The sequence below is a fragment of the Leifsonia sp. KNZ13-11D genome (genome assembly GCF_056754895.1).
This window is the reverse complement of the sequence record NZ_JBPGWU010000001.1, coordinates 520,185-537,090: the sequence shown is the minus strand read 5'-3', so window position 1 is coordinate 537,090 and position 16,906 is coordinate 520,185. Positions and strand designations below refer to the sequence as shown.

Annotated in this window: 16 protein-coding genes and 1 pseudogene; 10 read left to right on the top strand and 7 right to left on the bottom strand. The window is 72.2% G+C overall.

The features are described 5' to 3' along the window. Nucleotides 1–17 precede the first annotated feature (17 nt). The 3 genes from ACR9Y5_RS02745 (at nucleotide 18) to ACR9Y5_RS02735 (ending at nucleotide 2,648) form a co-directional block, all read left to right on the top strand. Nucleotides 18–920, top strand: a complete 903-nt coding sequence (locus ACR9Y5_RS02745; RefSeq protein WP_481296523.1) for a phosphoribosylaminoimidazolesuccinocarboxamide synthase — start codon at nucleotides 18–20, stop codon at nucleotides 918–920. A gap of 81 nt (nucleotides 921–1,001) precedes the next feature. Beyond that, a complete protein-coding gene (locus tag ACR9Y5_RS02740) occupies nucleotides 1,002–1,688 on the top strand; it encodes an RraA family protein (RefSeq protein ID WP_481296522.1) in 687 nt (228 codons plus the stop codon). 33 nt (nucleotides 1,689–1,721) lie between these two features. Further along, nucleotides 1,722–2,648: a VOC family protein gene (locus ACR9Y5_RS02735; protein WP_481296521.1), complete on the top strand. Its 927-nt coding sequence runs from the start codon at nucleotides 1,722–1,724 to the stop codon at nucleotides 2,646–2,648. A 1-nt stretch (nucleotide 2,649) separates the two neighbouring features. On the opposite strand, the gene ACR9Y5_RS02730 is transcribed toward ACR9Y5_RS02735, so the two are convergent. After that, nucleotides 2,650–4,194 carry an MFS transporter gene (locus ACR9Y5_RS02730; RefSeq protein ID WP_481296520.1) on the bottom strand — a complete coding sequence of 515 codons (1,545 nt, stop codon included), beginning with the start codon at nucleotides 4,192–4,194 and terminating at the stop codon, nucleotides 2,650–2,652. A gap of 101 nt (nucleotides 4,195–4,295) precedes the next feature. Between ACR9Y5_RS02730 and ACR9Y5_RS02725 the strand changes: the two genes are divergently transcribed. Continuing rightward, nucleotides 4,296–4,913: a TetR/AcrR family transcriptional regulator gene (locus ACR9Y5_RS02725; RefSeq protein ID WP_481296519.1), complete on the top strand. Its 618-nt coding sequence runs from the start codon at nucleotides 4,296–4,298 to the stop codon at nucleotides 4,911–4,913. A 976-nt stretch (nucleotides 4,914–5,889) separates the two neighbouring features. Here ACR9Y5_RS02725 and ACR9Y5_RS02720 read toward each other — a convergent pair. Together ACR9Y5_RS02720 and ACR9Y5_RS02715 are read right to left on the bottom strand one after the other, a co-directional pair. Then, nucleotides 5,890–7,413 (bottom strand): annotated as a pseudogene (locus tag ACR9Y5_RS02720) (DHA2 family efflux MFS transporter permease subunit); the annotation flags it as partial. A gap of 31 nt (nucleotides 7,414–7,444) precedes the next feature. Further along, on the bottom strand, nucleotides 7,445–8,023 hold the full coding sequence (locus ACR9Y5_RS02715; RefSeq protein WP_481296518.1) for a PadR family transcriptional regulator: 579 nt from the start codon (nucleotides 8,021–8,023) through the stop codon (nucleotides 7,445–7,447). A gap of 103 nt (nucleotides 8,024–8,126) precedes the next feature. Here ACR9Y5_RS02715 and ACR9Y5_RS02710 point away from each other — a divergent pair, with 103 nt between their 5' ends. Together ACR9Y5_RS02710 and ACR9Y5_RS02705 are read left to right on the top strand one after the other, a co-directional pair. Then, nucleotides 8,127–8,264: a hypothetical protein gene (locus tag ACR9Y5_RS02710; RefSeq protein ID WP_481296517.1), complete on the top strand. Its 138-nt coding sequence runs from the start codon at nucleotides 8,127–8,129 to the stop codon at nucleotides 8,262–8,264. A gap of 4 nt (nucleotides 8,265–8,268) precedes the next feature. Then, nucleotides 8,269–8,787, top strand: a complete 519-nt coding sequence (locus ACR9Y5_RS02705) for a gamma carbonic anhydrase family protein (protein WP_481296516.1) — start codon at nucleotides 8,269–8,271, stop codon at nucleotides 8,785–8,787. A 32-nt stretch (nucleotides 8,788–8,819) separates the two neighbouring features. Here ACR9Y5_RS02705 and ACR9Y5_RS02700 read toward each other — a convergent pair whose 3' ends face one another. The 4 genes from ACR9Y5_RS02700 to ACR9Y5_RS02685 are packed head-to-tail and all read right to left on the bottom strand — an operon-like array spanning nucleotide 8,820 to nucleotide 12,528. Further along, nucleotides 8,820–9,422: a uracil-DNA glycosylase gene (locus tag ACR9Y5_RS02700; RefSeq protein WP_481296515.1), complete on the bottom strand. Its 603-nt coding sequence runs from the start codon at nucleotides 9,420–9,422 to the stop codon at nucleotides 8,820–8,822. A 9-nt stretch (nucleotides 9,423–9,431) separates the two neighbouring features. Beyond that, nucleotides 9,432–10,595 carry an alcohol dehydrogenase catalytic domain-containing protein gene (locus tag ACR9Y5_RS02695; protein WP_481296514.1) on the bottom strand — a complete coding sequence of 388 codons (1,164 nt, stop codon included), beginning with the start codon at nucleotides 10,593–10,595 and terminating at the stop codon, nucleotides 9,432–9,434. After that, nucleotides 10,592–11,344, bottom strand: coding sequence for an HAD family hydrolase (locus ACR9Y5_RS02690; protein WP_481296513.1), 753 nt, complete (start codon nucleotides 11,342–11,344; stop codon nucleotides 10,592–10,594). Before ACR9Y5_RS02690 ends, ACR9Y5_RS02695 begins: the two co-directional genes overlap by 4 nt. A 26-nt stretch (nucleotides 11,345–11,370) precedes the next feature. After that, complete coding sequence (locus tag ACR9Y5_RS02685) at nucleotides 11,371–12,528, bottom strand: TIGR03364 family FAD-dependent oxidoreductase (RefSeq protein WP_481296512.1); 1,158 nt, start codon at nucleotides 12,526–12,528, stop codon at nucleotides 11,371–11,373. Nucleotides 12,529–12,759: 231 nt separating this feature from the next. On the opposite strand from ACR9Y5_RS02685, the gene kynA reads away from it, so the two are divergent. The 4 genes from kynA to ACR9Y5_RS02665 are packed head-to-tail and all read left to right on the top strand — an operon-like array spanning nucleotide 12,760 to nucleotide 16,895. Beyond that, on the top strand, nucleotides 12,760–13,620 hold the full coding sequence (gene kynA, locus ACR9Y5_RS02680; protein WP_481296511.1) for a tryptophan 2,3-dioxygenase: 861 nt from the start codon (nucleotides 12,760–12,762) through the stop codon (nucleotides 13,618–13,620). Next, the gene (locus ACR9Y5_RS02675) at nucleotides 13,617–14,786 is read left to right on the top strand and encodes an amidohydrolase family protein (protein ID WP_481296510.1); all 1,170 of its coding nucleotides are present in this window, start codon (nucleotides 13,617–13,619) and stop codon (nucleotides 14,784–14,786) included. Before kynA ends, ACR9Y5_RS02675 begins: the two co-directional genes overlap by 4 nt. Beyond that, nucleotides 14,783–16,057 (top strand): kynureninase, encoded by a 1,275-nt coding sequence (locus ACR9Y5_RS02670; RefSeq protein WP_481296509.1) that lies wholly within the window; start codon nucleotides 14,783–14,785, stop codon nucleotides 16,055–16,057. The genes ACR9Y5_RS02675 and ACR9Y5_RS02670 overlap by 4 nt, the downstream gene beginning before the upstream one ends. Next, nucleotides 16,050–16,895 (top strand): PaaX family transcriptional regulator, encoded by an 846-nt coding sequence (locus ACR9Y5_RS02665; protein ID WP_481296508.1) that lies wholly within the window; start codon nucleotides 16,050–16,052, stop codon nucleotides 16,893–16,895. The genes ACR9Y5_RS02670 and ACR9Y5_RS02665 overlap by 8 nt, the downstream gene beginning before the upstream one ends. Nucleotides 16,896–16,906 lie beyond the last annotated feature (11 nt).

The following is a 16,906-nucleotide window of genomic DNA, read 5'->3' as shown; positions in this document are numbered from 1 at the left end:
CGCCCTACGATGGACGGGTGAGCGAGATTCCGGGATGGGTCCACGTCTACTCGGGCAAGGTGCGCGACCTCTACGTGCCCGAGGGCGCCGAGGGACTGGTCGACGCCGACAGTGTGCTCGTCGTCGCGAGCGACCGGGTGAGCGCGTTCGACCACGTGCTGCAGCCGGGCATCCCGGACAAGGGCGAACTGCTCACCACCCTGAGCCTGTGGTGGTTCGACCGGCTGGACGACGTCCCGAACCACCTCGTGCCCGACCACACCCTCGTCGGCGAGCGCGTGGTCGAGCGGATCCCCGCGGCGGTGTCCGGCCGCTCCATGCTCGTGAAGCCGCTCGACATGTTCCCGGTCGAGTGCGTCGTGCGCGGCTACCTCGCGGGGAGCGGATGGGCAGAGTACCAGGAGAGCCGGAGCGTGTGCGGCATCCCCCTGCCCGAGGGTTTGCGCAACGGCGACCGCCTGCCCGAGCCGATCTACACCCCCGCGTGGAAGGCCCCGCTCGGCGAGCACGACGAGAACATCAGCTTCGAGCGCACGGTCGAGCTCGTCGGCGCCGAGGTCGCCGAGGAGCTGCGGCGCCTGTCCCTGCATGTCTACCGGCGGGGAGCCGCGATCGCGGAGGCGCGCGGCGTCATCATCGCGGACACCAAGTTCGAGTTCGGCGCCGACCGTGCGACCGGCGAGATCACGCTCGCGGACGAGGTGCTGACCAGCGACTCCAGCCGGTACTGGGATGCCGCCGCCTACGCGGCCGGGACCACGCCGGAGGAGCGGATGGCGAGCTTCGACAAGCAGATCGTGCGCGACTGGCTCGCCGCGAACTGGGACAAGACCGGTGAGCCGCCGGCGCTGCCGCAGGATGTCGTCGAGCGCACCGCGGCGCGCTACCGCGAGCTGCTGGAGCGGCTGACCGGGGAGTAGCGCCGAGCGGCGGTGCGCGGCGCGGGAGCTTCCTCCGCTGCTATTCCTCCGCGAGCATGCCGGGCGGTATAGCGTCCCGTCATGGACCCGATCACCCTCCCCGCGACGGCGGCCGTCGCCGACGCCGCCGTCCGCCTCGGCATCCCCATCGGAACAGCACCCGTCGGCCTGGTTCCCCTGCTCCCCGGGCGCCCCTTCGCCGGACCCGCCGCCCCGGTCACCCACCTCGGCAGCGTGGATGTGCTGCTCGAGACCATCGACGACGCGCCTCCCGGAGCCGTGCTGGTCGTGGACAACGGCGGCCGCGACGACGAAGCCTGCGTCGGCGACCTGATGCTGCTGGAGGCGGCGACCGCCGGCCTCGTCGGCGCGGTCATCTGGGGCCGGCACCGCGACACCGCCCAGCTGCGCGAGATCGGGCTGCCGGTGTTCAGCCGCGGCGCGCATCCCTTCGGTCCCCGCCGGGTGCCCCCGGCCGGCACCGCGATGCGGTCGGCCTTCCTGGATGGGGTGACGGTCACACCCGAGCACTGGGTCGTCGCGGACGACGACGGCGTCCTCATGCTGGCGGCGGCCGACCGCGACGCGCTGTTCGCGGAGGCCGCGCGCATCCAGTCGGTGGAGGGCGCCCAGGCCGGGCGGATGCGCGGCGGCTCGTCCCTGCGCGACCAGCTCGACTTCGCCCGCTACCGCCGCGAGCAGGCCGCCGACCCGGCGCTGACCCTGCGCCGCTACCTTGCCGAGAACGGCGGAGCGATCGAGACGTGAAATTTCTCGCATCCCTCAGGCGTTGATGCGTCCATGCCCGAACTCCTGCCCGCCGACTCCGCCATGGGAGCCGTGACCCTCCGCGTCGCCGACCTGGACGCCATGACCCGCTACTACCGCGATGCCGTCACGCTGACCGTGCTCGCGGCGGAGGGCGACCGCGTCATCCTGGGCCGCGGCGCCACCCCGGCGGTCATCCTGGAGCACGCGCCCGAGCTGCGTCAGGCGTCGCCCGGCGAGGCGGGGCTGTTCCACACCGCGATCGTCTTCGACACCCAGGAGGCACTGGCCGCGGCGGTCTACTCGGTCGGCCGCCGCGCCCCCGGCACCTTCACCGGCAGCGCCGACCATCTCGTGAGCACCGCGTTCTACTTCACCGACCCCGAAGGGAACGGCGTCGAGCTGTACTGGGACCGCGACCGCAGCCTGTGGAGCTGGACCCACGGCCAGGTGGAGATGGCGACGCTGTACCTCGACCCGAGCCGGTTCCTGACCGAGCACCTCACCGACCGGGGCGTCGCGCTGGCCGACGCCGACGGGATCGACCCGTTCGGCGACGCCACCGTCGGGCACGTCCACCTCTCGGTCGGCGACGTGGAGTCGGCTCGCGCGTTCTACGTGGACCGGCTGGGCTTCGAGACCACGGCGAGCCTCGGCGGCAGCGCCCTGTTCGTGAGCGCGGGCGGCTACCACCACCACATGGCGATGAACACGTGGAACAGTCGCGGCGCCGGCCGCCGCCGGCTGGCGCTCGGCCTCGGCGAGGTCGAGATCCGCGTGCCCTCGGCCGACGACCTCGGGGAGTTGACCGAGCGGATGCGGCACTACAGCGTCCCCGCCCGCGACGACGGGCGCTCGGTCACGTTCGAGGACCCGTGGGCGAATGCCGTGCGCGTCGTCGCGGAGCCGGGAGCGCCAGCGCAGGCGACCGAGGCCGCGGCGGAGACGCTCCCGGCCTGAGTCAGTGCGCCGCAGGCAGCGGCGTCTCGTCGACCGGCGCCTCGCCGAGGGCCGGCGCCCGGCCGGTGGCCAGGGAGAGACCCTGCGAACGGCGCCGATAGAGGAGGGCTGACAGCACGGCGCCGAAGGCGAAGAACGCGGCGCCCCACCAGTACGCGGTCGCGTAGCTGTGCACCGCCGCATCCTGGATCACCGCCGGCGTCGGCGGCAGGTGCGAGGCCAGGTAGTCGGTCGCCGCGGTCGCCGCCAGCGTGTTCAGCAGCGCGGTGCCGATCGAGCCGCCGACCTGCTGGCTGGTGTTCACGAGTGCGGAGGCGACGCCCGCGAAGTGACGGTCGACGCCGAGGGTGGCGGTCTGGATGGCGGCGGGCATGATCGAGCCCATCCCGGCGCCGAGGATCATCAGCGGCGGCAGGATGTCGGTGGCATAGTTCGCGGTGACTCCGAGGTGCGTGAGGTACACCATCCCCGAGCCGGCGATGACCATGCCGATAGGCACCATGACCTTCGGCCCGAACCGCGGAACGAAGAGGTTCGTGGAGAACTGGGCGGCGGTCACCAGCATCACGATCATGGGCAGGAACGCGAGGCCGGTCTGGATGGGCGTGAACTTCAGCGTTGTCTGCAGGTAGTAGGTCACGAAGAGGAAGATGCCGAACATCCCGGAACCCGCGATCAGGATGGAGCTGTACGACGCGCCGCGGTTGCGGTCGAGCACGATGTGCAGGGGGAGCAGAGGATGCGCGGCGCGCCGCTGCCACAGCACGAAGACCACCAGGAGCAGGGCGGCGGCGCCGAGGAACCCCCAGGTGAGCGGCGAGTCCCAACCGTCGGTCTCGGCGTTCGAGAAGCCGTAGACGAGCGAGAAGAGCGCGGCGGAGACGAGCAGCGTCCCCGGGACGTCGAGCTTGGGACGCGGCCCGGAGCGCTTCACCGAGGTGACGAAGAGGGCGGCGCCGATGATCGCGATGATGGCGATCGGGACGTTGATGTAGAGGTTCCAGCGCCAGTTGAACTGCTGCGTGAGGACGCCGCCGAGCAGCAGGCCGACCGCGCCGCCGGCCCCGGCGATCGCGCCGAAGATGCCGAAGGCGCGGGCCCGCTCCCTCGGGATGGTGAAGGTCGTCGTGAGCACGGCCAGCGCAGTGGGAGCCAGCAGCGCGCCGAACGCGCCCTGCAGCGCGCGGGCGCCGACGAGCATCCCGAACGTCCCCGCCGCACCGCCCAGCGCGGAGGCGCCGGCGAACCCGATGAGGCCGATGATGAAGGCGCGCTTGCGGCCGATGAGATCCGAGATGCGGCCCCCGAACAGCAGGAGGCTGCCGAAGGCGAGCGAGTAGGCGGTGACGATCCACTGGCGGTCGGCGTTCGAGAAGCCGAGGTCCTGCTGAGCGGAAGGGAGGGCGATGTTCACGACGGTGGAGTCGAGCACCACCATGAGTTGCGCGAGGGCGACGGTGACGAGCGTCCACCAGCGCTGGGAGTGCGGAACGGCGGTTCCGGGCGGTTCGGGTGAGACCGCGGTGACGGAGGAAGTCTGCGACATGAGCGTCAGCATATACGAAACTCATCAGTTTCGGATCTCCCGAGTTCTAAAATTAACCTTACAATGGTCTGGATGCATCGACCAGACCTGAAGGAGCCGCAATGACGCAGCTCGACACCGACGGCTCGGCCCCGCGCCTGGGCCGCCGACGCGACCACACGCGCGACGCCGACATCCTCGAAGCCGCCCTCGATGTGCTCGCCGAGACCGGCTACGACGGGATGACGATCGACATGGTCGCGGCCCGCGCGAAGGCCGGAAAGGCGACGGTCTACCGGCGCTGGGCCTCAAAAGGCGACCTCGTCGTCGACGCGATCGCGTGCATGAAGAAGAACGACATCGACCTCGAGAACCTGCCCGACACCGGCAGCCTGCGCGGGGACCTCGTCGCGATGATCCGCCCACACGCCATCCAGGACGGCGCGAAGAAGCTCCAGGTCATGGCCGGCATCACGTCGATGCTCGCGCGGGACCCTCAACTGGTCGACGCCGTCACCGCCGCGATCGTCGAGCCGCGCGCATCCGTGAACAGGGTCTTCATGCGCCGGGCGATCGAGCGAGGCGAGATCCCGGCAGACACGGACGTGGACACGCTCGCGATGATCATGCCGTCGATGACGGCGTACCGCGTGCTCATCCTGCAGAAGCCGGTCGACCGGGAGTTCCTGCTGTCGCTGATCGACGGGGTGGTGCTGCCCGCGGTGGGCCTGAAGGCGTAGGGCGCGCGGCGCTGCCGCTGCCGCTGCCGCTGCCGCTGCCGAGACATTCGGCACGAATCGTCACTTCGCGGCTAGCGGGCTTGGCGACATTCGGCACGAATCGTCGCCGCGCAGCGGCCTTTCGCAACATTCGGCACGAATCGTCACTTCGCGGCTGGTGGGCTCGGCGACATTCGGCACGAATCGTCGCCGCGCAGCGGCCTTTCGCAACATTCGGCACGAATCGTCACTTCGCGGCTAGCGGGCTTCGCGACATTCGGCACGAATCGTCGCCGCGCAGCGGCCTCTCGCAACATTCGGCACGAATCGTCACTTCGCGGCTAGCGGGCTTCGCGACATTCGGCACGAATCGTCGCCGCGCAGCGGCCTCTCGCAACATTTGGCACGAACCGTCGCTGCGGGACGCGCTTGCGCCGCATTCGGCACGAATGGGCGCGCGGGACTTGGCCAAGATTTGGCGCAAATCGTGGTTATGCGGCGCGTTTCCCTAGATTTGGCACAAATCGTGGGGCCGGAGGGCGACATCCGGGGGGGGTGGGATGCGCAGAGCGCCGCACCCCGAAGGGTGCGGCGCTCCGTCGTGCGTGAGTCCGCGTCAGTCGGTGACCGGCGCGGCGTGGATGCCGTGGGGCGGCTCGTCGCCCGGGGCGACGTCCGTCGCGGGCGGGACGGGGGCGGCGTGCGAGCCGTGCGGCGTCGCATCCACCGGAGCGGGCGCGGCGTGCGCACCGTGCGTCGGCTCGGTCGCCTCGGCGGCAGTGCTCGCGGCACCGGACTGCGGCGCGCCGGTCGCGGCAGCCTCGGCAGCGCCAGCGCCGACAGCCGCACGTGCGGCACCCGCGCCTGCCGACGCACCCGCCGGCGCACCCGCACCCGCCGACGCACCCGCACCCACCGACGCACCCGCACCCACCGACGCACCCGCACCCACCGACGCACCCCCGCCCGCCGACGCACCCACACCCGCCGACGCACCCCCGCCCGCCGGCGCACCCGAGCCCGCCGCCGCACCGGCACCCGCCGACGCACCCGCGCCCCACGCACGCGGCTTCGGCCGCTCCCACCAGATCACGATCAGCGCGCCGAGGAAGGCGACCGCTGCGGGGAGCAGCAGGGCCTCCGACATCGCCTGCGTGAAGCCCGCGTGCAGGAACTGCGGCAGTTCGGTGCCCGAGGCGGCCCCGCTCGCGTTGGCCGCCCCGCCCGGGGCCTTGGGCAGGTCGACGGCCAGGCGGCTCTCGATCAGGGCGGCGATCGAGGCGCTGCCGAGCACGGCGCCGATCTGGCGCGTGGTGTTGAAGACGCCCGACCCGGCGCCCGCCTGGTTCATCGGGAGGTTGCGGGTCGCCGTGGTGGAGATCGGTCCCCACACGCCCGACATCGCGATGCCCAGCAGCGAGCTCGGGATGAGCAGTAGCCAGATGTTGACGTCCGGCGACAGCATCCGGGAGTACAGGAACAGCGAGAAGGAGAACAGCACCAGCGCGGGCGTGGTGATGTTGCGCGGGTTGACGCGGTCGATCAGGCGGCCGACGAGCGGCGCGAGGATGCCGGACAGCACCGCGGTGGGGGCGAGCATCAGCGCGGACTGGGTCGGGGTGAGCCCGCGGACGGTCTGGAAATAGAACACCAGTGGCAGGGCCATGCAGGTCACCGCGAAGCCGACGGTCGTGATGGCGCCGTTCGCGAGCGAGAAGTTGCGGTCGCGGAACAGCGGCAGCGGGAGCAGCGGCTCCTTCTTGTTGACGGCCTGCCAGACGATGAACGCCGCGAGCACGACGATGCCCGAGATGATCAGGCCCCACACCGAGATCGGACCCCAGATGACGCCCCAGTCGTACGTGCCGCCCTCCTGGATGCCGAACACCAGCAGGAACATGCCGACCGCCGACAGGATCACCCCGAGGATGTCGAAGCTGTGGGTGTGCGTCGGCAGCTTGGGCACGAGCCGCACCGCGAGGATGAACGCGACGATGCCGACCGGCACGTTGATGAAGAAGATCCACTCCCAGCCGAGGGTGTCGACGAGGATGCCGCCGAGCAGCGGGCCGACGAGCGTCGCCACGCCGGCGACCGCGCCCCAGAGGCCCATGGCCGCACCGCGACGGTCGGGCGGGAAGATCCGCGTGATGACGGCCATCGTCTGCGGGGTCATCAGAGCCGCGCCGAGGCCCTGCACCACGCGGGCCGCGATCAGGATGCCGATGTGCCCGGCGAATCCGCACCAGGCGGAGGCGCCGGTGAAGATCACGAGCCCGATCAGGTAGATGTTCTTCGGGCCGAAGCGGTCACCGAGACGGCCGGTGATCAGCAGCGGCACCGCATAGGCGAGCAGGTAGGCGCTCGTCACCCAGATGACGGCGTTGTAGTCGGTCCCGAGGTCGAGACCCTTCATGATCGACGGGTTGGCGACCGACACGATGGTGGTGTCGATCAGGATCATGAAGAACCCGATGACCAGCGCCCAGAGGGCGGGCCACGGCTTCAGTGCGCGTTCCATGTCACGTTCTTCCTGTTGAGAGCGGTGTCGCTCAGTGCTTCTCCTCGACCCAGGAGATCGCTCCCGACTCGAGGTCGTCGATGAGGGCTTCGAGCGTGGCCGCGTCGGCCTCCGCCATCGCGCGCTGGTAGCGCACATCCACCCAGTACTTCGCCGGGACGGACTTGGCCCGCAGCGTGCGGATCCCCTCGTCGTAGGCGGCGATGTCGGCCCGGATGAGGCCGATGCGCTTGCGGAGCAGCGCGACGGCGGTCTCGACCGGCAGGTTGTGGGCCTCCCCGAGCGCGAGCGGGAACTCCGGGTACTCGTTCACGGGGGTGCCGATGATCTCGGCGATGCGCTCACCGAGGGCGAGCGTGCCCTCCTCGGTGATCGCATAGTTGGTGCGTTCCGGCCGGTTGCCTTCGCGCTCGGTGCCGGTCGCCCGCACCAGGCCGTGCCGCGCGAGGCGGTCGACCGTGTGGTAGAGCGAGCCCGGCCGGACCTTCACCAGGCGATCCTCCGAGCGGAGCATGAGGGTCTGGTACATCTCGTACGGATGCGACGGACCTTCGGCCAGCAGCGCGAGGGCGGCGACCGCGAGAGGGGTGAGGATGCGTGATTCAGCCATGTGTATTCCGGTTTGATTATTCCGCGAGGAATATACCGCGTCGATCAATGCGGGTCAACCGCTCCCCGCGCCCGGCGGCTACGCTGCCTCGTGGAGGTGCGCGATGACGAAACACCGACGCGAACGCGACGCGGAGGCACTGGAGTCCGAGGAGGCCGAGGCGGCGATCCGCGCGACCGAGACCGACGACTCCTCGGTCGACGCAGACGAGGCGCTCGAAGCCGACGAAGAGCAGGACTGACCGGATGCTCTATGCACTGCCCGGCGACCGGGCTCCGCACGTCGACGCCGACGCCTGGGTGGCACCCGGCGCGACACTGGTCGGAGCGGTCACCCTGGAGGCCGGGGCGAGCGTCTGGTACGGCGCGGTGGTGCGGGCGGACAACGCGCCGATCCGCATCGGCCGCGACTCCAACCTGCAGGACAACGTGTCCGCGCACGCCGACCCCGACTTCCCGCTGACCGTCGGCGACCGGGTCTCGGTCGGGCACAACGCCGTACTGCACGGGTGCACGATCGAGGACGACGTCCTGGTCGGGATGAGCGCGACCGTGATGAACGGGGCGACGGTCGGCAGCGGCTCGCTCATCGCGGCGGGCGCCGTCGTCACGCAGGGTGCGGTGATCCCGCCGCGGTCGCTCGTGGCCGGCGTTCCCGCGAAGGTGCGGCGGGAGCTCACCGACGACGAGCTGGACGGCATCCGCCGGAACGCCGCGGTCTACCTCGACAAGACGGCGGAGCACCGGGGCGCCCAGGCGATCTAGCCGGGCGCGGCGACCTGCGCCGAGACCGGCGCTCAGCCGTCGAGCATCGCCCGGTTGAGGGCGAGCAGCTGCTCCGTGAACGTGCGGGCGCCGCCCTGCGCTGGGTGCCGCACCGCTGGTGCTTCGATCCCCGCCTCGGCGAGCGCGCCCTGCGCCTTGCGCCCAACGGCCACGATGGTCTCGATGCCGAGCACGCGGATCAGCTCCTCCGCCACCGGGCCGCCGGCGCGCACCTCGGACGAGCGCGGCGTCCGGTTGCTCAGCGGCCGTCCTGCCACGAACGGATGGTGCGGGTAGACCGGCCAGGAGAGCGGCAGCGGACCGCGCCAGGCGCTCATCGTCTGCCAGAAGACGCGGCTCGACGCCTCCCACGGAGCCTGCGGCTCCAGCGGCAGCTCCAGCCCCGGCAGCACCCCAGCTTCCACCTCGCGCACCGAGGTGAAGGGCACGCCGGTGACGGTCATCCCGCGCCAGCCGGGCGCCTCGCCGAGCAGCAGGATGGGCGCGTGCGGCGCCTCGAGGTAGCGCCGCAGATTGCGTTCGCGCAGTCGGCCGAGCTCGTCGAAGCCGAACAGCAGCTCGGCGTCGTCCGCAGCCGGGACCTCCCGGATCAGGTCGAAGAAGCGGTCGAGCATCCACCCAGGCTACGGCCGCACCCCGGCCCGGGGGTACGCGGCCGACGCGAGCGCCCGATCCACCTCGGCCAGTGGGAACGTCTCGCCGATCTGCTCCGCGAAGGGGTATCGCTGCCAGGCGCCGGCGAGGAACCGCACGGCCTGTTCCAGATGCCGGGGCGCATAGTTGTGGACGCCGCGGATGGTGAGGAGGCGGCGCACGAGCTGTTCGGGGGAGACTGCGAGGTCCGGCCCGGGCGAGACGGAGCCGACCAGGACCAGCACTCCGCCGACGTCGAGACCGTCGAGCAGCGTCCGCACGGCCGCCGGGCTCCCGGAGAGTTCCAGGGCGGCGACCGGAGCCGCACCGCGACCTCCGGCCTTGGGCAGCACGGCAGGGAGGGACAGGATGTGGTCCGCGTCCGGGCTCGGGTCCGCGACGGCGACCGCACCGAACGCGAGAGCGGCCTCCCGTCGGTGCGGGACGGGGTCGCTCACCACGACCCGGGCGCCCGCATCCGTGGCCATCGCCGCGGCGGTGAGTCCCATCATCCCGGCCCCGGCGATCAGGACGAGCGCGCCGGGGAGCGGCACGATCGCCGCGGCCGCCTCCACCGCGGCGGCGACGGTCGCCGTCGCACAGGAGGCCGGTGCGAGCACGGCGGCAGGGATGTCCTCCGGCACCCGCACCAACGGCGTGCCGTCGAGGATGTGCGTGTGCGTCGCGAAGCCGCCCGACAGCTCCCAACCCCGCCGCATCCGCTCATGGCCGTACTTCTGCAGGTTGGAGCACTTCTGCGGCAGCCCGCGGCGGCAGCGGGCGCAGCGCCCGCACGGAACCGCCACCGACCACACCACGCGCTCCCCCAGCTCGACCCGATGACCGTCGGTCGTCTTGGCGCCGCCCCGGCCGAGCGCGACGACACGACCCACCTGCTCGTGCCCGAGCACGAGCGGCGCGGGCGCCTGCCGGTGACCGAGGACCGTGTGGATGTCGGAGCCGCACACTGTGGCGAGCTCCACCTGGGCGAGCACATCGCCGGGGGCGAGCCGGACGCCGGGTACGGCGACCGCCTCGTGGGTGTGCCCCTCCCCCGGCCACACCATCGCGGTGGCCGACGGGTACGCGCTCACCCCCATCCCCAGGCGCGCCGGCGGTGCGACGACGCGTGGGGTGACCGCTTTGATCGTCACCGGTCGCCGGCCCCCTCGGCATGGCGGTCGGCGCGGCGGTCGGCTGCGACGTCCCCGCTGCCGGCGGCGCGGCCGTCGGCGCGGCCGGAGGCTCGATCGGCAGCCGTGTGCTCGTAGCCGAGCAGTTCCGCCAGGTCGGCGACGCTCGGCACGACCGCGTCCGCGCCGGCCTCGACGAGTTCCTGCTCACCATCGGCGCCCGTCAGCACGCCGACGACGAGTCCCGCGCCGGCGGCGATCCCCGCAGAGATGCCGTCCGCCGTGTCGGCGACCACGACCATCCCCTCGACGCTGGAGGCACCGGTGCGCAGAAGCGCGGTCAGCGGGAGGTCGGGGAGGGGATGCGCCCGGCCGGCGTCCTCCGGGGAGAGCGCGGCGTCGGCGATCCCGGTCCAGCCGACGGCGTCGAGGAGGAGGTCCACCGCCGGACGCGGCGAGCCGCTCACGAGAGCGACCTTCACGCCCGTGGCCCGCAGCCGGTGGATGAGATCCTCCGCCCCGGGGACGGCGCGCGGCGCACCGGCGCCGTCGTCGAGCACGGTGGTCCCCGTCAGGCCGAGCACCACGAGTTCGAGGTCGGCGAGGTCGTCGTCATCACGGTCGTCGCCCCCGGGGAACTCGTCGGGCCCGTCGTCGAACGCGTCCCACTCCTCGTCGTCGAGGCCCGCGGCCGGCTCGCCGCCCGCGGCGAGGGCGCCGTCGATCGTCACGTCGTCGAACTCGCTGGTGATGCGTCCGTCGGGGGTCACGGTGGTGCCTTTCGTCGCGGTCGGGACTAACGGGCGCGCGTCGCGCCTGCGGGGAGGAGGGAGCCGGGCGCGTCCGAGAACAGCTCGTCGACGACGCGGTCGGCGAGACCGAGCCCCGTGGTCATCCCGATACCGGCCGTCACGGAGACGACCCGCACATCCGGGGCCGGCGCCGCGACGAGGAAGTCGTCGGGCGCGGCCGCATGGACGCCCTGCCAGCGTTCGCGGACGCGCAGCGGCACCGCGCCGAACAGGTCGCGCGCCTGGTCGAGCAGCGCCTCGAAGGCGGCCTCCGACTGGAAGGGCGAGGCGTCGTCGCCCTGGTGAGCCGTCGACCCGATGACGAGCGAGCCGTCCGGGCGCTGTACGAGCGACACGTCTGCGGCCAGCGCCGCCAGCGCGGGTCGCTCGGCCACCAGCCGGTCGCGCAGGGCGCGCGCGCTCGGGGTCCGGGAGAAGGCCGTCTGCTCGAGCAGCGACCATCCGGTCAGGAGGGGCGCGGAGAGCGGAGCGTCCAGCGCCGCATCGATGAGCAGCATGTCGAGCCCGCGGCGCTGGATGCCGTGCGCATCCGCCATGCCGGGGAACAGGTGGTCGACATCCGCGTCCACGGCCACGACGACCGCCTCGGCGGCGACCCGGCCACGGCTGGTGTGCACCGCGCCCGCTTCGACGGCGAGCGCCGTGGTACGCCAGAACACGTCGACCCCGTGCGCGTCGAGCCAGCGGGCGATCGCCGGGGCGGCCTCGCGCGGGTCGACCTGCAGGTCGGACGGCAGGAAGGCCCCGCCGACCGCCACGCCGTCCGCGAGCGGCGCGCTCTCGCGCACCTGCGCCGGTCCGAGGAGTCGCACGTCGTGGCCGCCGCGACGTTCGCGGAACTCCTCGAGCACCGACAGTTCGTCCGCATCCCGGGCGACGACGACCGCGCCCGACTCGCGCAGCCAGAAACCGGCCTCGGGGGCGAGAGTCAACCAGAGTTCGCGGGCGAGCTCAGCGTAGGCGCGTGCCTCGCCGTCCTGCCCGGTGAGGCAGAGGTGACCCGAATTCCGGAGCGACGCTCCGTTGACCGTGGAGGCCCGCTCCACGACGGCGACCGTGAGGCCGCGACGGAGGGCCGCGACGGCGTGGCCGAGCCCGACGATGCCGGCGCCGACCACCGCGAGATCGTAGTGCCTGCCCATCCGGTGCCTCCCTCTGGGTGGACGACGCGGCGGACACGGTGGCCACGCCGCCGCACGCGCGTCGGTCGACGTCGGCGTCCCGCCAGGTTAGGAGCGAGGTGCGACGGGGCACGCAACGCCGGGTAACGGCAGGGTGAACGGCGGACGGACGGACGGCTCCGCGGCGCAGCCACGGCGCGTCCGCGCCAATAACGCGTTGCACTTATCCGACGACCGGCGCAGAATTGCAGCATGGCCGACGGCGACAACACCCGAGAGTTCGATCCCGACATCGTCACCGATTTCCGGGAGCGAATGTCGTACGGGTCGTACCTGGATCTCGGCACCCTCCTGAGCGCCCAGCGCCCGGTGAGCCGGCCGCCGCACCACGACGAGCTGCTGTTCATCATCCAGCACCAGACCACCGAGCTGTGGCTCAAGCTCGTGCTCCACGAGCTCGAGTCCGCCCGCGACCTGCTGCGCGCCGACGACCTCTCGCCCGCGCTCAAGCGCATCGCCCGGGTGAAGCACATCCAGCGCACGCTGACCGAGCAGTGGTCGGTGCTGGCGACGCTGACGCCCACCGAGTACGCCGAATTCCGCGGCTTCCTCGGCAACTCGTCCGGCTTCCAGTCGTACCAGTACCGCGCCGTGGAGTTCGTGCTCGGCAATAAGAACCGCCGCATGCTGAGCGTCTTCGAGAGCGACCCCGCGGCGCACGCGCTCCTGTCCGAACTTCTGGAGGCGCCGAGCATCTACGACGAGTTTCTGCGCTATCTCGCTCGCGCCGGCTTCGCCGTGCCGGAGGCGCTGCTCAACCGCGATGTGACGCAGGCGCACGTGTTCACTCCCGAGCTGGTGCCGGTGTTCCGCGACATCTACGAGCACGCCACCGACCACTGGCGCGAGTACGAGGCATGCGAGGAGTTCGTCGACCTGGAGGACAACTTCCAGCTCTGGCGCTTCCGCCACCTGAAGACGGTGCAGCGCACGATCGGCATGAAGTCCGGCACGGGCGGCTCCAGCGGCGCCGGGTTCCTGCAGAAGGCGCTCGACCTCACCTTCTTCCCCGAGCTCTACGCCGTCCGCACCGAGATCGGCGCACCCGCGTGACCGACGTGCCCGACGTGCCCGACGTGCCCGACACCGACCTGTACCTCACCGTCGACGCCGTCTGGAACGGCCGCCGATTCCTCGGCGAGACCACCTTCCGCAGCGACGGCGAGCGCCTCCACCCGGTGACGGAGGTGCCTGCGCACGCGCGCACCCGCCACCACCGCAGCACCGGGACGCTGTTCGCCCGGCTCACCGATCACCACACGCACCTCGGGCTCACCGACCAGCACGCCCTGCTCTCGGGCGGCATCACGCACGCGGTCGACCTGGGCTGGATCCCCTCCGTGGCCGCCGGATGGCTCACCGACGACCTCACGCGACCGGCCGTCGCGATCGTCGGCTCCCTCCTCACCTGCGTGGGCGGTTACCCGGTCAACGCCGGGTGGGGACCGCCGGGCTCCTCGACCGAGGTCGGCGGCGAACGGGAGGCCCGGCTGGCGGTTCGTGCGAATGTCATGCTCGGAGCCTCCCGCATCAAGGTCACCCTCAACACGGTCGCGGGCGAAACTGTGGACGATCGCGTCCTGCGCGGAATTGTGAGCGAATCCCACGCGCAGGGCGCCCCGGTGACCGTCCACGTCGAAGGGGCCGGACAGACCGCGCGAGCGTTGGCCGCCGGCGCCGACCAGCTGGCCCATGCGCCGTTCACCGAACGCCTCGACGACGCCCTGATCGACGAGTGCGTCCGCCGCGGGATGAGCTGGGTGAGCACGCTCGACATCCACGGCTGGGGCGACCCCACCGAGCACCACCGCATCGCCTCCGACAACCTGGGCCGCTTCGCCCGCGCGGGCGGCGCCGTGCTCTATGGGACCGACCTCGGCAACGGCCCGCTCCCGGTCGGCGTGAACGCCCGCGAGCTGCGCGGAATGCTGGCCGCCGGCGTCCCCGCCGAGGCCGTGCTGCGCTCCATCGCCGGCGGGCGGCCCACGGCCGGGGGCCAGCCGCCGTCGATCGGGCCGCGCGTCGCCATCGTGCCGTCTCCGCCTCCCGAGGATCTCGGCGCCGCCCTCCCCGACTGGCTCGCCTCCGCCCGCGGGCTCGCGGTCGCGCGGCTCGCAGCATCCGCCCTCGTCACGAACTCCAACGCCACGAATTCCAACGTCACGAACTACAACGTCACGAACTCCAACGTCACGAATTCCCCCGAGGACACCGCATGACCGACTTCGACACCGCCCCTCCGTCCACCCTGTCGCCCGACCCGCTGACCGCCGCGCGGACCCTCGACGCGGCCGACCCGCTGGCCGCCTTCCGCGACCGCTTCGTCGGCATCGACGATGGCATCGCGCAGGTCACCGCCTACTTCGACGGCAACTCGCTGGGCCGCCCGACGCGCGCGAGCGTGGAGCGCATCCACCGCTTCCTGCTCGACGGGTGGGGCGATCGCCTGATCCGAGGCTGGGACGAGGAGTGGATGGACCTCCCGTTCGCCATCGGGGACGACCTCGGCCGCGTCGCCCTCGGCGCCGCGCCCGGCCAGACGTTCATCGGCGACTCGACCACCGTGCTGCTCTACAAGCTCGCCCGGGCCGCAGTGGATGCGCTCCCCGAGCGCACCGAGATCGTGCTCGACACCGACAACTTCCCGACCGACCGCTACGTCCTCGACGGCATCGCCCGCGAACGCGGTCTGACCCTGGTGTGGATCGAGGCCGACACCGAGGCCGGCGTCACCCCGGAGCAGGTGGCCGCGGCGGTCGGTCCCCGCACGGCACTCGTCGTGCTGAGTCACGTCGCCTACCGGTCCGGCTTCCTCGCCGACCTCCCCGCGATCACCCGGGTCGCGCACGACGCGGGCGCGCTCGTGCTCTGGGACCTGTGCCATTCCGCCGGCTCGGTCCCGGTCGAGCTCGACGCCGCGGACGTCGACATCGCCGTCGGCTGCACCTACAAGTACCTGAACGGCGGCCCCGGCTCGCCCGCCTTCGGCTACGTGAACGCGCGCCTGATCCCTCGCCTGACCCAACCCATCCAGGGGTGGATGGGCGTGCGCGACGTCTTCCTGATGGGCCCGGAGTACCAGCCGGCCGAGGGCGTCCGCCGCTTCCTCAGCGGCACGCCGCCGATCGTCGGCATGCTGGCCATGCGCGACACCATCGCGATGATCGGCGAGGCCGGCATCGACGCAGTGCGGGCGAAGTCCGTCGCATTGACCGAGTTCGCGATCGCGCTCGCCGAGGAGTGGCTCGAGCCGCTCGGGGTCGCGCTCGCCAGCCCGAGGGAGGCGGAGCGGCGCGGCGGCCACATCACCCTCAGCCACCCCGCCATGCGGGAGGTCACGGCACTGCTCTGGCAGCGGGACGTCATCCCCGACTACCGCGACCCCGACGGGCTGCGCATCGGGCTCTCGCCGCTGAGCACCGGCTTCGAGGAGCTCTGCGTCGGGATGGCCGCGGTGCGGGACGCGCTCGGCGAACTGACGCATGACTGAGGTCGGGGCCGCGCGGGACGACCTCGAGGCGAGCAGCGGCAGCTCCACCGCGCTGCTCCGGACGATGGTCGGCAACGTCCTGCGACCGGCCGGCGGGTGGATGAGCGCCGCGGGCGCGGTGCGGCTGATGGATGCGCTGGATGTGCCTCCCGCAACAGCTCGCTCCAGTCTCGCGCGGCTCTGCACGCGGGGCGTCCTGGGCCGCGAGCCGCGGCAGGGGGTCGCGGGCTACGCGCTCGACGCCGCCGCGATCCCGATGCTCGAGCGCGGGGACGCCCGCATCTTCGGCGACCGCGCGGAGGCGACCGCGTGGTGCCTGCTCTCCTTCTCGTTCCCCGAGCGCAGCCGCGGCAGCCGCGATCGCCTCCGCCGCCGGCTCGCCGCCCTCGGCTGCGGAACGGTCGCCGACGGCCTGTGGATCGCACCCGCGGCCCTCGAGGACGAACTGGACGCGGCCGCCCGGGAGATCGCCGCAGAGGCGGAGGTCGTTCTGTTCGCCGATGCGTCCCCGCGCGGCGACCTGGCCGCGGGTCTCGCCCGCTGGTACGACCTGCCGTCCATCCGTCGTGCGCACGAGTCGTTCCTCTCGCGCTTCGGCGACGCCCGCCCGCCCGCCGACGACGCCCAGGCGTTCGCCCTGTGGATGCGCGCACTCGACGAGTGGCGCGTCATCCCGTATCGCGACCCCGGCCTCCCTGGCGATGCGCTGGCGCCGGACTGGCCCGGTGACGCCTCGGCGGCGCTGTTCCACCGGCTCCGCGACGACCTCGAGGAGCGCGCGATCGCCTACGCCGCCGCGGTCGCCGCCCCGGAACCGGCTGTCGGCCGCGCACGGTAGAATCGTCGGCG

Bases quoted from the DNA above. Each gene is read 5' to 3' on its own strand.
- ACR9Y5_RS02740 (WP_481296522.1), top strand. From the start codon at position 1,002: ATGGACCCGATCACCCTCCCCGCGACGGCGGCCGTCGCCGACGCCGCC.
- ACR9Y5_RS02735 (WP_481296521.1), top strand. From the start codon at position 1,722: ATGCCCGAACTCCTGCCCGCCGACTCCGCCATGGGAGCCGTGACCCTC.
- ACR9Y5_RS02730 (WP_481296520.1), bottom strand. From the start codon at position 4,194: ATGTCGCAGACTTCCTCCGTCACCGCGGTCTCACCCGAACCGCCCGGA.
- ACR9Y5_RS02725 (WP_481296519.1), top strand. From the start codon at position 4,296: ATGACGCAGCTCGACACCGACGGCTCGGCCCCGCGCCTGGGCCGCCGA.
- ACR9Y5_RS02715 (WP_481296518.1), bottom strand. From the start codon at position 8,023: ATGGCTGAATCACGCATCCTCACCCCTCTCGCGGTCGCCGCCCTCGCG.
- ACR9Y5_RS02710 (WP_481296517.1), top strand. From the start codon at position 8,127: ATGACGAAACACCGACGCGAACGCGACGCGGAGGCACTGGAGTCCGAG.
- ACR9Y5_RS02705 (WP_481296516.1), top strand. From the start codon at position 8,269: ATGCTCTATGCACTGCCCGGCGACCGGGCTCCGCACGTCGACGCCGAC.
- ACR9Y5_RS02700 (WP_481296515.1), bottom strand. From the start codon at position 9,422: ATGCTCGACCGCTTCTTCGACCTGATCCGGGAGGTCCCGGCTGCGGAC.
- ACR9Y5_RS02685 (WP_481296512.1), bottom strand. From the start codon at position 12,528: ATGGGCAGGCACTACGATCTCGCGGTGGTCGGCGCCGGCATCGTCGGG.
- kynA (WP_481296511.1), top strand. From the start codon at position 12,760: ATGGCCGACGGCGACAACACCCGAGAGTTCGATCCCGACATCGTCACC.
- ACR9Y5_RS02670 (WP_481296509.1), top strand. From the start codon at position 14,783: ATGACCGACTTCGACACCGCCCCTCCGTCCACCCTGTCGCCCGACCCG.
- ACR9Y5_RS02665 (WP_481296508.1), top strand. From the start codon at position 16,050: ATGACTGAGGTCGGGGCCGCGCGGGACGACCTCGAGGCGAGCAGCGGC.